We start from the raw sequence: 14,084 nt of genomic DNA, 5'->3' as shown, positions 1-14,084 counted from the left end.
TTCTGTCAGTTTTTATTTTAGAAAATTCTAAGCAGGTAAAATCTTGGGAGAATGTTATGACTTATTATGAATTATTGGAAATTGCAGAGAATGCTTCGAGTGAAGTGATTAAGGCTGCCTATAAGGTTCAAGTTGCAAAATATCATCCAGATAATGCGGAATCAGGAGATTTGGAAAAAATGCAGGAAATTAATGTGGCATTTGAAATATTGTCAGATCCGGTACGTCGCAGAGAGTATGATAAGGGAATCAAGGATGGCGTTAGCAATAGAGAAGCAAAAAAAGAAGAACAGAAAATGCAAAAAAATGATGAAACACAAAATGTAAGAGAAATGCAGAATATGAATAAAGCAAATGGGGAACAAGAGAAATTGAAATGGTATCTATCCGTTCCCGCAATTTTATTTGGGTTGTTTTTGTGTACAATACCTGGCATTGTCTTATTTATCATGAGATGCAGTTTTTTGTGTAAAAACAAAGATATTGTAAACAGAAAAAAGAAAATTCGTAACACATGGATTACATTGTTTGCTACAATTGCTCTGTTTATTTTGGGTTCGATGCCTTCAGGTGCAGATAATAATACATCACAAATATCCTCTGCTGATACAAAATCGGAAAAATCAGAGTTGGCTACAGAAGCAGCAGAAACAGAAAATTTTATTGATGTGACGGAGCAAAAGGAAGAAACGGAAGATGAGGATACATCCCAACCATTAGAAAATATTGATGCAAATAAAGTTAAAGAAAACGTTGAATTGGATAAAAGTGCACAAAGGGAGAATGCAACTGAAACTATTCTTTCTCATAATGTAGAGGCAATAGAGAATTCATTGAAAAAATATGCCTACAACGAAAATCCGTACTATATGGAAGGCGTAAAATCCTTTGTCAGTGGAATCAATGAGTTTTATGATACGGCAAAATCGGGTCAGAAGGCGGAAATCCGAATGTTGGATGATGTTTTAAAGGAAGCAGGAGTTTCCAAACGTTTGCGTAAAAAAGTAGCGTCATCAGAGGGAAAAAACGTTTTGGCAGATTCCGATTTTCGACGGATGGAATTAAAAAAAGATAAAAAAATATTTTTTTCTAAAGGACAATATTATGAGGTATCATCTAAAGCAAAGGATGATTTAGAGGTTGAGGATATTACAACGATTGTCTACTATTTGGGGGATGTGAAAGACAATAAGCCGGATGGAGAGGGCGCATTTTTTTGCATCCGGGACACAGGAATGAGATTGCTGTATGCAGGTGGATTTAAAGAAGGGCGGATGAATGGAAAAGGAGTACTTTTTTCTGTGACTTCTCCGGCTTCAATAGTTTTTGAAATGGGGAGTTATGAAAATGGCGTAAAATCAGGCAAGTGTGTCATGTACAATTGTGCAGACATACATAACATTTTGGAACTATATGGGAATAGCTGGATTGAGTATGAGGAACAGTATTTTCAGTATTATAACAAAGATGAAAAAAATCAGGTAATTGAAAATTTATTCGAAAAAGATAAGGCTGCAGAGTTGATATATATAGCAAAATGTTATGAAGCAATAAATTTGGAAGATGCATTTTATGTTCGTACAAATTATGCAGTGATTGAGCCGATTATTTCTTATGAAGGAGAGTATAAAAAAGATAATTTTTCCGGGAAGGGAGCGCTTTATGGGGGATATGGCACATTGTGGTATCGGGGAGAATTTAAAAGTGGCCAATTTCATGGGAAAGGAACCCTTTACTATGCGCTTGCGGGAATTCCTGAATATGAAGGAGAGTTTAAAAGGGATAAAATGAATGGAAAGGGTACGCTTTATAACGAAGATGGCACGGTGAGAAAGAAAGGAAATTTTGATAATGAAGAAATAAATAGTGAATATGAAGAGTTAGAAGAGATGGGAATCTATTCTATGCTTTGTGAAAAATTTGAAGAAGCTGGAGTACAGAAAGTTTTTGAAAAAAACCAGTTGATTTTTGACGAAAGTACCAATGATGAATTGGTTTTTTTTGAAAATGAGGATGAAGAAAATGAGAACGATTACTGGGAAGAATACATTTTGCCAGGTAGTGACAGCGTCTATCTGGATCAGACTGATTTGCAGGAATTGTCTGCGGAAGAATGCCGCATTGCCAGAAATGAGATTTATGCCAGGCATGGAAGAATTTTTCAGGATGACGAGTTGCAGGAATACTTTGAGCAGTTTAGCTGGTATGAGGGAATGTATGGGGCAGATGAATTTGATGATTCTGTATTAAACGATTATGAGAAAGCCAATCTTGATTTAATTTCAAATTATGAATCTGAGATGGGATATAAGTAAAAAGGGATGGAGGCAAAGTATGTTTTGTACAAATTGCGGCAGTAAACTGGAAGAGGGCACACTCTTTTGTCCTACATGTGGAAAGCCCGTATCAAAAGAAGACAATAATAGTACATATCAAAAATGGGATGTAGAAGAAACAGAGGTAAAAGAGACAAATACACAAGAAATGGAAGAATCTCAGCCCGCTATATGGGTAGAAAAAGACTTTGATGATATCAGTAAGGATACGCAAAAGGCGAAAAAAAGCCTGTGGGTATGGAAAGTAACCGGAGCGCTGCTGCTTCTTGCCGTTTTAGTTCTGATGGTAAGAGGAACTGTCATGCATATAGATGATATGCTGTCGGGCAAAGACGGGTTAATGATGTGGCTTGAAGCCATGTCAGCCCTGGGACTTTTCGCATGTGGAATATTCTATACATTATTTGAAGTAATCATGCCTTTTGCATTAATGAAAAAGTCGGTGAAAGCTGATAGATATTTAAATTTAATACGGGTAAATGATGAGCAGGCGTTTATGCAGATTTTTAACCAGTTACATTCTTCTGCCATAAAAAGTGTCTACCAGGATGAGAACAGAAATATTTGTATCAAAGGCAGAAAGTCTGCATATGTAATTACAATTGATAATAAGATTCCGGTTTTGAATGCTAAGAAAAGTAATTACAAAACTGTTCTGGAACAGGAAACCATTGCAGGCAATCTTTTGAAGTTTCTTGAACCGGAAGCACCAATAAATGCATTTGAAAATGAGAGAATAAATTCCATGCTGTCTGTTTTCAAAAGCATTTTAGGGATTCTGGCCGTTATATTTGGCATTTTTCTTGTCTGGTATGGCTTGTGGTGGCAAGGCGTATTTGGCGGACAGAAATACGTCCGTTTTGTAAAAGAGGCTTGTCCGGAAGCATATCCGGATATTTCTTATGGGGATGCGTTTGATGACTTCTTTGGAGACTGTAAATGGGAATATTTCAAATCGGAAGAGAATCAGGATGTGGTGGAATTTAGCGGAAACTGTATGTATGAGGATGAAACCGCAGAAGTGAAAGCCCAGTTTTTGGTATCCTATGACGAGGGAAAAGGGGAACTTTATACCATGTCCCTGAATGACGAGATTCAGCCGGAACTGGTACAGGCTATACTTCTGACAAAGATATTTAATGATTATGGTTCTGGTGCGGATACCAATACATTAGAACTGGAAGAAGATTTACCGGATGGTATTAACGAACAGGAACCAGAAGGAGCAGGCAGGGGAACGCCTGACAAGGAAACAGAGAAAGAAACGTCGCAGAAAGAAAAAAACGACAGCCAGATACACCGTTATGAACTGCTCCTGAATGATATGACATGGACGCAGGCTTACAACGACTGTATCAGCAGAGGGGGTTATCTGGTACAGATTAATTCCTTTGAAGAATACCAGCATATTATCCAGCAGATTAATGGGGCGGCAATGCAGGATGTTCATTTTTATCTGGGAGGCAGACGGAGTAGGGCTGGGAGAGACTACTACTGGATAAACAGCCAGAATGAATTTGAAGGCGACAGCCTGAATCCGGGGAAAGATTCCTGGGCAGCGGGCCTTTGGATGAAAAATGAGCCCAGTTACAGTTCTGATGGTGATACGGAACAGTACATGAGTCTGGTTTATTATCAGAATGCGTGGGTGATGAATGATGTGCCAGAGGATATTTCCATATATTACCCCGGGAAAACAGGATATATTTGTGAATATGATGAAACGGAAACGAAGAAAACGACTGGAGGAGAAAGTGGAATAGTCCTTACGCCACAAACCGACGGAAAGTCGGCTGCAGGCACATCATCATTAGATTTTCCCATTTTGTTTCAGGGATACCTGGAGTATTCCCCCTGTCCGGTGATGATACAGGAAGAAAGCGGGGATATGCTGCGAAGTGGAAGTTACAGTGAAATGCTTGCAAGCTGTGTGGATGACGGGACAACGATGTATGCGTCCCCCAGTTTATGCAAGAATGAAATAACGCTTCCTACAAGATGGGATGCGCCAAATGATATGTGGTATGAAGGATTGCTCAGTTATGACCAGTTTTTATTTGTCATGGACTGGATGGCGAAGGAACACGATACCAACGGAGTTTCTCAGCTTAGTACATCTGCAAACTGGGAGGATGTATCAAATCTTTCGGGACGGTGGAATGATGGAAAGAGGGACATCAGCATCAGTGTTTATTCGGATTGGGAATATGGCCAGGCATATCAGGAAATTGCAAATTGGACATGCGGGGATGACAAAGGGACGATTTATCTTTTGGGAAAATCGGATAAGGAGATTTTTGTAATTTGTGAAGCTGAAAATGGAGCCTGGATGGTGCTTCGCTATAACGGCGCCTTAGTTGTTGACAGTGTGAACGGATTTGATGTGGAACAGGGGACAAGATTAAATTGTTTGGAACATTTTGTTTCATAGTAAAAAGTTAAGATTGAAAAACAAAAGCCTGGGCCTTTCAGCCCAGGTATTTGTTTTCGTAACTAAAGAAAAGGCCATGCAAAAATCAATGATTCTTATCCAATCAGACACTTTTTCCCCGCAAAAGCAAACCCATATTTTCTGATATTTTCCCGTGGGATGCTCTTTGATGTTAATTCCGTCTCATATTTCTTATCCTCTATCTGAGCAAGGGCGTTTGCAACGGTCTCTTCCAGATTCTTTTCCTTTTTGGGATTGAAAACTTTAAATTCAATAATGTATGCCTTGTCTTTCTTTTTGTTCACCGGGCTGAGCATTACATCATATCGTCCAAAGCCGCTTTCCCTGTTGGATGTAATGGCAAAGCGTTCTTCAAGGCCGACCATAAGTCCTAAAACAAAGCCGTGATAAAAACGTTCCGGGGCATCTTCACAGGATGCATTTTTTGCAGTGTCAAAAGAGGAAAAGCTTTTCAGGGCAATTCTATTCATAAACGCATTCATAGCATCCACATCATCCGTTAGAAGCGCCTGAATAAATCCGTTGTATGCCTCGGCGGTATTTTTAAACCAGCCCCGGATCATTTTGGTAAACATACTTTCAACTTCAAGGTTTGTAAGTTTTAGAGTATAAATTTTATTTAACAGCCGACCTTTCCGTTCCAGATGTTCCACTTTGGGATATCCGGTGGCAAGGGGCAGGCTCCAGATGGCAGTTTCGTCCCAGTAGCCGGAAAGCCAAGCCTCCTGCATGGGGGTGTCGTATTCATCAAGTAAAATAATTACATTTTTGCCGTAAAATCTGCTTAAAAAATTTGTCAATGTATGGATGGCGTCTGCAGCTATGGAACTTTTCATCCCCGGAACAATGCCATTAAAATAGTTTTTTTCGTTTTCACTGAGAAGTTCACCTTCTATTAAAAAGCGGTTTTGCCCGTAAATATCAGAAAATATCTTAGTAATAGAATAGGTCATATCTTTATAATTGGTGGCTTTTACTTTTGCAAAACTTATAAATATTACAGGATATGTGCCCTGTAACTGCCGATAGCTTTCTTTTTCCCATATGGCACAGCCCTGGAACAAATCTGCTCTGCCGGCATACTTATTTGAGAAGAAACATTCTGTCATGCTCAAGTTTAAAGTTTTCCCAAAACGCCTGGGACGGGTAATTAATGTTGCATCATCGTTGCTTTCCCACCATTCTTTTATGAAATTTGTTTTGTCCGCATAAAAGGCTTTTCGTGTGCGGATTTTTTCAAAGCTTTGCAGGCCGATTGCAACATTTCCAAACATAGCGGTTTCCTCCCCTGGCATTCGTGTTTTTCTTATTTTAATAGTATAACTATTTTTTGCAGCTTATGCAAGGTGGGGGAAATTGTATCCTAATATAATTGAGACGCATAAAATTTATGAAAAAAGCGGCTTGACAAAGCCGTTTTTTGTATTTATACTATTTAAGTGTGCGTAAAAGGCACATGCAAAGTATAAAATAGATCCCAGGAGGTGAAACTAATGCCAACATTTAACCAATTAGTCAGAAAAGGACGTCAGACATCTGTTAAGAAGTCTACAGCACCTGCGCTTCAGAAAGGATACAATTCCCTGAAGAAGAAATCTATCGACACTGCGGCACCTCAGAAGAGAGGCGTGTGTACAGCAGTTAAGACAGCTACTCCGAAAAAGCCGAACTCAGCGCTTCGTAAAATTGCCAGAGTACGTCTGTCTAACGGAATCGAAGTGACAAGCTATATCCCAGGAGAGGGACATAACTTACAGGAGCACAGCGTTGTTCTTATCCGTGGCGGAAGGGTAAAAGACCTGCCAGGTACAAGATACCACGTAATCAGGGGTACTCTTGATACAGCCGGAGTTGCTAACAGAAAACAGGCTCGTTCCAAATATGGCGCAAAGAGACCAAAAGAAGCTAAAAAATAGGAACTAGCAGCCAATAGTATCACAGACAAATCTAAAGGTTAGTGTTGGGATTATATTTCACTTTGAAGAAATAAATACTGCACGAACACATTAGAGAGACATGTGAGTACCGTTGAATTAATCGAAACATCGAAATAAGATGATTAAGGAGGGAAGTAACGTGCCACGTAAAGGACATACTCAGAAAAGAGACGTTTTAGCAGATCCATTGTACAATAACAAAGTGGTGACTAAACTTATCAATAATATTATGTTAGATGGTAAGAAAGGTGTTGCCCAGAAAATTGTTTACGGCGCATTTGCTAAAGTAGAAGAGAAAACAGAAAAGCCAGCTCTTGAGGTATTTGAGGAGTGCATGAACAACGTTATGCCTGCTTTGGAAGTAAAAGCAAGACGTATCGGCGGTGCAACCTATCAGGTTCCAATCGAAGTAAGACCGGACAGACGTCAGGCTTTAGCGCTTCGTTGGCTTGTCACCTATTCCCGTAAGAGGGGCGAAAAGACCATGAAGGATAGGTTGGCAAATGAGATTATGGATGCCGCAAACAATACAGGCGCTTCTGTAAAGAAAAAAGAAGATATGCACAAAATGGCAGAGGCAAACAAGGCATTTGCCCACTACAGATTCTAGGATTTCTAGTGCTTGTGCAATTTGACGAAATGAAGAGTACCCGCAGGGGAATATGCAATGCTTTGTGGGCAATGTTAAGGAGTATCCACAGAGCACATGTATGTCGCACTGCGTGGGCAGAAAATAAGGAGGCACCCACGGGGCACACATATGCCACACTGTGTGGGCAAATAAATAAGGAGGAAAACCCTTGGCTGGAAGAGAATATCCATTAGAGAGAACCAGGAACATTGGTATTATGGCTCATATCGATGCGGGTAAAACTACATTGACAGAGCGTATTCTTTACTATACTGGTGTAAACTATAAAATTGGTGATACTCATGAAGGAACTGCTACTATGGACTGGATGGAGCAGGAGCAGGAAAGAGGTATTACCATTACTTCAGCCGCTACAACATGTCACTGGACTTTGGAGGAGAACTGCAAACCAAAGGAAGGCGCATTGGAGCACCGTATCAATATTATTGATACGCCAGGACACGTTGACTTTACTGTTGAAGTAGAGCGTTCACTTCGTGTATTAGACGGCGCAGTAGGTGTTTTCTGCGCAAAGGGCGGAGTTGAGCCTCAGTCAGAAAATGTATGGCGTCAGGCTGACACTTACAACGTACCCAGAATGGCATTTATTAACAAAATGGACATTTTGGGAGCTAACTTCTACGGAGCTGTGGACCAGATTCGTACCAGGTTAGGAAAAAATGCAGTTATTTTACAGCTTCCTATCGGCAAAGAAGATGATTTCAAAGGAATTATCGATTTGTTTGAGATGAAAGCATATATTTATAATGATGATAAGGGCGAAGATATCACCATCACGGATATTCCCGATGATATGAAAGATGATGCGGAACTCTATCACACAGAGTTGATTGAGAAATGCTGTGAATTAGACGATGATTTGATGATGCAGTATTTGGAGGGGGAAGAGCCTTCCGTTGCAGATATGAAAGTGGCACTTAGAAAAGGAACCTGTGAGTGTACAGCAGTTCCCGTTTGCTGCGGTTCTGCATACAGAAATAAAGGTGTTCAGAAGTTGTTGGATGCCGTTTTGGAATATATGCCGGCTCCTACTGATATTGCAGATATCAAAGGAACTGACTTAGACGGAAATGAAGTAGAGAGACATTCCTCGGATGAGGAGCCTTTCTCCGCACTGGCATTTAAAATTATGGCAGATCCTTTCGTGGGAAAACTTGCATTCTTCCGTGTGTATTCCGGAACTATGAAATCCGGCTCTTATGTGTTAAATGCAACAAAGGATAAGAAAGAGCGTGTAGGCCGTATCCTTCAGATGCATGCCAATAAGAGACAGGAATTGGACGTAGTGTATTCCGGTGATATTGCAGCCGCAGTTGGATTTAAATTTACCACCACAGGTGATACCATCTGTGACGAGCAGCATCCGGTAATCTTAGAGTCTATGGAATTCCCGGAACCGGTTATCGAGCTGGCAATCGAGCCTAAGACCAAGGCCGGCCAGGGCAAGATGGGTGAGGCCCTCGCAAAACTTGCAGAGGAAGATCCTACTTTCCGTGCTCATACAAATCCGGAGACAGGCCAGACTATTATCGCTGGTATGGGTGAGCTGCATCTGGAGATTATCGTTGACCGTCTGCTTCGTGAGTACAAAGTAGAGGCAAACGTGGGAGCACCTCAGGTTGCCTACAAAGAGACATTTACCAAACCTGTTGACCAGGAATACAAATACGCAAAACAGTCTGGTGGACGTGGACAGTACGGACATTGTAAAGTACGCTTTGAGCCCATGGATGCCAACGGCGAAGAACTGTTCAAATTTGACAGTGAAGTTGTGGGCGGTGCCATTCCTAAGGAATATATTCCTGCTGTGGGAGAAGGTATCGAGGAGGCAACAAAAGCCGGACTTTTAGGCGGATTCCCGGTGGTAGGCGTTCATGCTACTGTTTATGACGGTTCCTACCATGAAGTCGATTCTTCTGAGATGGCTTTCCATATTGCCGGCTCCATGGCTTTTAAAGAGGCTATGAAGAAAGCCACACCGGTATTATTAGAGCCGATTATGAAAGTGGAAGTCACTATGCCGGAAGAGTATATGGGAGATGTTATCGGTGATATCAATTCCCGTCGTGGACGTATCGAAGGTATGGATGACTTAGGCGGCGGAAAGATTGTCCGGGGATATGTACCCCTTGCAGAAATGTTTGGGTATTCCACAGACCTGCGTTCTAAAACACAGGGCCGAGGCAATTATTCCATGTTCTTTGAGAAGTATGAACCGGTACCAAAGAACGTACAGGAAAAAGTCCTTGCAAGCAAGGAGAAATAGTACAGGCTTTCTTTAGAATTTTTTGGTTATAAAAGAAAAATAGCTTGAAAAACCTGGCAATCTCCGATATAATCAGAGGTAGCCGGGTAACTTTTAGATATTGAATGAAAAAACAATTAAGACAGCCCCAAAGGGCATAAAATTAAGGAGGACGTTTAGAAATGGCAAAGGCTAAATTTGAAAGAACAAAACCACATTGTAATATCGGAACCATCGGTCACGTTGACCATGGTAAAACAACTTTAACAGCAGCTATCACAAAAGTTTTATCTGAGAGAGTTGCAGGTAACACAGCAACAGATTTCGAGAACATCGATAAAGCTCCCGAAGAGAGAGAAAGAGGTATCACTATCTCTACTGCTCACGTTGAATACGAGACAGACAACAGACATTACGCACACGTTGACTGCCCAGGTCATGCTGACTACGTTAAGAACATGATTACCGGTGCTGCTCAGATGGACGGCGCTATCCTTGTAGTTGCAGCTACTGACGGTGTTATGGCTCAGACAAAAGAGCACATCTTATTATCACGTCAGGTAGGCGTACCTTATATTGTTGTTTTCTTAAACAAATGCGATATGGTAGACGACGAAGAGTTAATCGAGTTAGTTGAGATGGAAGTAACCGAGCAGTTAGAGGAGTATGGATTTGAAGGCTGCCCGATTATCAAAGGTTCCGCTTTAAAAGCTCTGGAAGATCCTCAGGGCGAGTGGGGCGATAAGATTATGGAATTAATGAGCACTGTTGACGAGTATATTCCTGATCCTCAGCGTGATACAGATAAGCCTTTCCTTATGCCTGTAGAGGACGTATTTACCATTACAGGACGTGGAACCGTTGCTACTGGTAGAGTAGAGCGTGGTACACTGCACCTGAACGAGGAACTTGAGATTCTCGGCGTAAAAGAGGAAGTTCAGAAGACTGTTGTTACCGGTATTGAGATGTTCCGTAAGCAGTTGGATGAGGCACAGGCTGGTGATAACATTGGTGCATTGCTTCGTGGTATCAACCGTGACCAGATCGTTCGTGGACAGGTTCTTGCAAAACCCGGAACAGTTACCTGTCATCAGAAATTTACCGCTCAGGTATACGTTCTGACAAAGGACGAGGGTGGACGTCATACACCTTTCTTTAACAATTATCGTCCACAGTTCTATTTCAGAACAACTGACGTTACTGGTGTCTGCGAATTACCGGGAGGAACAGAGATGTGTATGCCTGGTGACAATGTAGAGATGACTATTGAACTGATTCATCCGGTAGCTATGGAGCAGGGTCTTACATTCGCTATTCGTGAGGGTGGACGTACAGTAGGTTCTGGTCGTGTGGCTACGATTATTGAGTAATTGAAAATTCATTGAATTTATGGGACTTTCCGAGGTTTCTCGGAAAGTCCTTTTTCGATGTTTGGTGGGATTGGTAAGTCGTGATAACAGAATGATAACAAAAGTTCGCTAATTGAGCAGTTCCTTATTTCTTTCTATATATTCTTTCCATATAGCTTCTCGGTCTTTCTGATGTGTGTTCTCATATTTTTCGGTATACTCGTCATGGAGCGCTTTTAGCTGATCCATAAGTGGCGTGTCAGCAGGCAGTTTCCCTCTGCGGATACGGGCATATAGCCTGTTATATGATTTTGTGAATTCCGTATGAATCGGATGGCTGAATAATTTTTCCTTATAGGATTTTCGGCTGGCGTACTCATTACAGGTAGTGGAAGTGTCTCTGTATATTCTTGTACAGTATTCTTGGTTGGAAGTATACTTCACACGAAAATATCCATTACATAGTCTGCATTTTTTGATAACGAGTTCATCTTCAAGAAACAGCCGGATGCCTATACATAAGAACTGTTTGAATGACGTAATGGGGTATTTCCCGATTGCATTATCTGTAATAAGATTGGAGGCATGATTTAGATATTCTGTCCAATTTTGCGTATTGCAACTGTCTTTTTGGGCACGGATGTCAGATAGAAAATTGTTTTTCAGTTCCATAGTGGATAATGCATCCGATTGAAAATCCTGCTTACTGGCATACAGGCAATAAGAATGGTATATTTCAGCTATTGTACTGCTAGGCAGTTGTACATCTTGTTTTGACGGCGCTATGATAACCGCATCTAAATAATCTCTTGCTTGTGTACATAAAGTCTCAAGACTGCCAACTTCTTTGGATAATAGTTTGGCGGCTTGAAGTAGCTCCGTATCGGCTGGTTTTCCGGCTTGCTGATAGCAAGTGCGCATTACCATATGAAATAAAGGATACAGATAAGACAGTGCCGGGTGTTTTTCAAAGCAGGACTGTAATATTGGCATGATTTGCTCGGTAGAAGCTTCGATATCTTTTAGTGTGTGTTCGCAGCAATATACATTGAAGGCTTCTTCGTCAAAGGTGCAGTTAATGCCAAGTAACGGCAAAACAGACTTCAATTTCTGAAATGTCACAACAGCGGATTCTTTTTCCGGCATATCATAATCGAGAATTTCCATGATGCCGGTGTGGATAGCCGCTTTTTTTATAAAGCTGGCAGTCCCGCTTTTGTGAGTATTCTCATCATCATAAATGGTAGAAAGAGTTTCTTCGTGAGTATGGCGGTTAATACTGTAGGTTGCAACATTAAAGTGAAAATCATTTTTGATGATGTTCGGCGAATATAAATTCATACTTAAAATTCCTTTCTATCAGATGAACGGTGTAAAATAGCCTCTTTTAAATGCATTTCTTTTCTTATAGATACAATATTATCACAAGATAAATATAAATTCAATAAAATTATCTTGACAAATATTCGGCGTTGATTTATCATATGAAGTAAGTCAAGATAAATATAAAACATAAAATTAAAACTTGACAATATACAGCGTTAGTGCAGGAGGAGGGAGGTAGATGAATAACAATTATATGGTAACGGCACAGGATGTTGTTGAAATGCTCGGAGTTTCTAAGGGACACGCATATAAGATTATCAGACAGTTGAACAAAGAACTGGAAGATAGCGGCTATATTGTCGTGTCAGGCAAGATTCCCAGAGCATATTGGGACAAGAAGTTTTACGGGTATCAAAGTGGAGTGACAACAGCGTAACAGGAAGTCGGCATATCATTCAGATAGATAGGATATGCGGATAAAATGAAATGCGAATTTAAAGGCAGTTCTGCGGGATTGATTATATGACAAACCACAGACTGCCCCGAGAAGAAAGGAGATTTTATGTCAGTCTATAAAGATGAGCAGAGGGGAACATGGTATTGTATGTTTCGTTACAACGATTGGACGGGCAGACAGAAACAAAAATGCAAAAGAGGTTTTAAAACAAAAAGAGAAGCAAAAGAGTATGAAGAACAGTTTATGCACACAACAGAAGCAGATATGAATATGAAGGTTGGGGCTTTTGTTGAGACTTATTTCAGGGATAAGCAGGGTGAATTGAAGGAACGGTCAATCAAAAATAAGAGATATATGATTGAACGGCATATTCTTCCGTATTTTGAACAAAAGTCTATGAATGAAATTACACCGGCAGACATTATCCAGTGGCAGAACAAAATGCGGGAGGCAGGATATTCGCAGACATACCTGCGGATGCTTCAGAATCAGATGACAGCATTATTTACTCACGCTTCCAACATCTACAATCTGACAAACAATCCCTGCAAGAAAGTAAAGAAAATGGGGAAGTCAGATGCGGATAAAATGGATTTCTGGACTTATGAGGAGTATCAGCAGTTCATTAATACGATTGAGGTGGGAAGCAGATATTATGTGCTGTTTGAGATTCTATTTTGGACGGGGATGCGCATCGGAGAATTACTTGCGTTGTTTAAAAGTGACGTTAATTTTCAGGAGAACAAAATATCCATTTCAAAAACCTATTACCGGGCTGAAGGAAAAGATGTCATCACAACGCCTAAGACGGAACAGTCGGTCAGAACAATAGACATACCGGAATTTTTAACACAGGAGATAAAGGAATATTGTAATAAACTATATGAGTTTCCTGATAGCGAAAGATTGTTTCCAATCGTAGGAGAAGCTGTGCAGCATAAGATGGTACGGCATATTCAAAGGGCTGGGGTAAAAAAGATTAGGGTACACGACTTAAGACATTCAGCATGTGCGTATCTTGCGCATCAGGGAGTGGCGCCTATGGTTATTAAGGAACGCATGGGACATAAGGATATTAAGATTACCTTGAATACATATGGGCATTTATATCCTAACGAACAGAAAAAAGTTGCGGATATGCTGAACCGAAAGCGGAATGAAGCATCAAGTGAAAATGCCCCTGCTGGTAACAGGGACATTTCAGGTACAGATTGAATTGGTGGAACAATTTAATCCGTGACATAAAAAGGACAAGCCCTTCTATGAAAATCTTGCAAATTTATTATAGCAGAGGCTTGTCCTGATGAAAAGAAGTTTTAGAGATAAACAT

Annotated in this window: 10 protein-coding genes; 8 read left to right on the top strand and 2 right to left on the bottom strand. The window is 40.6% G+C overall.

The window, feature by feature from the left end; genetic code table 11:
* Positions 1-56 precede the first annotated feature (56 nt).
* Both D7Y06_RS07640 and D7Y06_RS07635 read left to right on the top strand, forming a co-directional pair.
* Positions 57-2,315 (top strand): YARHG domain-containing protein, encoded by a 2,259-nt coding sequence (locus D7Y06_RS07640; RefSeq protein WP_120407217.1) that lies wholly within the window; start codon positions 57-59, stop codon positions 2,313-2,315.
* A 19-nt stretch (positions 2,316-2,334) separates the two neighbouring features.
* Positions 2,335-4,767 carry a zinc-ribbon domain-containing protein gene (locus tag D7Y06_RS07635; RefSeq protein ID WP_158591310.1) on the top strand — a complete coding sequence of 811 codons (2,433 nt, stop codon included), beginning with the start codon at positions 2,335-2,337 and terminating at the stop codon, positions 4,765-4,767.
* Positions 4,768-4,862: 95 nt separating this feature from the next.
* Here the strand turns inward: D7Y06_RS07635 and D7Y06_RS07630 are convergent, their stop codons facing one another.
* The gene (locus D7Y06_RS07630; protein WP_120407215.1) at positions 4,863-6,062 is read right to left on the bottom strand and encodes an AAA family ATPase; all 1,200 of its coding nucleotides are present in this window, start codon (positions 6,060-6,062) and stop codon (positions 4,863-4,865) included.
* Positions 6,063-6,281: 219 nt separating this feature from the next.
* Here D7Y06_RS07630 and rpsL point away from each other — a divergent pair, with 219 nt between their 5' ends.
* The 4 genes from rpsL (at position 6,282) to tuf (ending at position 10,992) form a co-directional block, all read left to right on the top strand.
* Positions 6,282-6,704 (top strand): 30S ribosomal protein S12, encoded by a 423-nt coding sequence (gene rpsL, locus D7Y06_RS07625; protein ID WP_120407214.1) that lies wholly within the window; start codon positions 6,282-6,284, stop codon positions 6,702-6,704.
* Between the two features lie 160 nt (positions 6,705-6,864).
* Positions 6,865-7,335 carry a 30S ribosomal protein S7 gene (gene rpsG / locus D7Y06_RS07620; protein WP_207667350.1) on the top strand — a complete coding sequence of 157 codons (471 nt, stop codon included), beginning with the start codon at positions 6,865-6,867 and terminating at the stop codon, positions 7,333-7,335.
* 190 nt (positions 7,336-7,525) lie between these two features.
* Positions 7,526-9,643 (top strand): elongation factor G, encoded by a 2,118-nt coding sequence (gene fusA / locus D7Y06_RS07615; protein ID WP_120407212.1) that lies wholly within the window; start codon positions 7,526-7,528, stop codon positions 9,641-9,643.
* Positions 9,644-9,804: 161 nt separating this feature from the next.
* Positions 9,805-10,992 (top strand): elongation factor Tu, encoded by a 1,188-nt coding sequence (gene tuf / locus D7Y06_RS07610; RefSeq protein ID WP_120407211.1) that lies wholly within the window; start codon positions 9,805-9,807, stop codon positions 10,990-10,992.
* Positions 10,993-11,100: 108 nt separating this feature from the next.
* On the opposite strand, the gene D7Y06_RS07605 is transcribed toward tuf, so the two are convergent.
* Positions 11,101-12,312, bottom strand: a complete 1,212-nt coding sequence (locus tag D7Y06_RS07605) for a DUF6076 domain-containing protein (protein ID WP_120407210.1) — start codon at positions 12,310-12,312, stop codon at positions 11,101-11,103.
* A gap of 223 nt (positions 12,313-12,535) precedes the next feature.
* Between D7Y06_RS07605 and D7Y06_RS07600 the strand changes: the two genes are divergently transcribed.
* Entirely contained in the window at positions 12,536-12,733 is a 198-nt protein-coding gene (locus tag D7Y06_RS07600; protein ID WP_120407209.1) for a DNA-binding protein, read from the top strand.
* Positions 12,734-12,859: 126 nt separating this feature from the next.
* On the top strand, positions 12,860-13,969 hold the full coding sequence (locus D7Y06_RS07595) for a site-specific integrase (RefSeq protein WP_120407208.1): 1,110 nt from the start codon (positions 12,860-12,862) through the stop codon (positions 13,967-13,969).
* Positions 13,970-14,084 lie beyond the last annotated feature (115 nt).

Source organism: Roseburia sp. 1XD42-69 (assembly GCF_003612565.1).
GTDB lineage: Bacteria > Bacillota > Clostridia > Lachnospirales > Lachnospiraceae > Roseburia_B.
This window is presented reverse-complemented; position numbering and strand designations above follow the sequence as displayed.

What these genes read in the sequence shown, in the direction of transcription:
- D7Y06_RS07640 (WP_120407217.1), top strand. Translation starts at nt 57, where the DNA reads ATGACTTATTATGAATTATTGGAAATTGCAGAGAATGCTTCGAGTGAA.
- D7Y06_RS07635 (WP_158591310.1), top strand. Translation starts at nt 2,335, where the DNA reads ATGTTTTGTACAAATTGCGGCAGTAAACTGGAAGAGGGCACACTCTTT.
- D7Y06_RS07630 (WP_120407215.1), bottom strand. Translation starts at nt 6,062, where the DNA reads ATGTTTGGAAATGTTGCAATCGGCCTGCAAAGCTTTGAAAAAATCCGC.
- rpsL (WP_120407214.1), top strand. Translation starts at nt 6,282, where the DNA reads ATGCCAACATTTAACCAATTAGTCAGAAAAGGACGTCAGACATCTGTT.
- tuf (WP_120407211.1), top strand. Translation starts at nt 9,805, where the DNA reads ATGGCAAAGGCTAAATTTGAAAGAACAAAACCACATTGTAATATCGGA.
- D7Y06_RS07605 (WP_120407210.1), bottom strand. Translation starts at nt 12,312, where the DNA reads ATGAATTTATATTCGCCGAACATCATCAAAAATGATTTTCACTTTAAT.
- D7Y06_RS07600 (WP_120407209.1), top strand. Translation starts at nt 12,536, where the DNA reads ATGAATAACAATTATATGGTAACGGCACAGGATGTTGTTGAAATGCTC.
- D7Y06_RS07595 (WP_120407208.1), top strand. Translation starts at nt 12,860, where the DNA reads ATGTCAGTCTATAAAGATGAGCAGAGGGGAACATGGTATTGTATGTTT.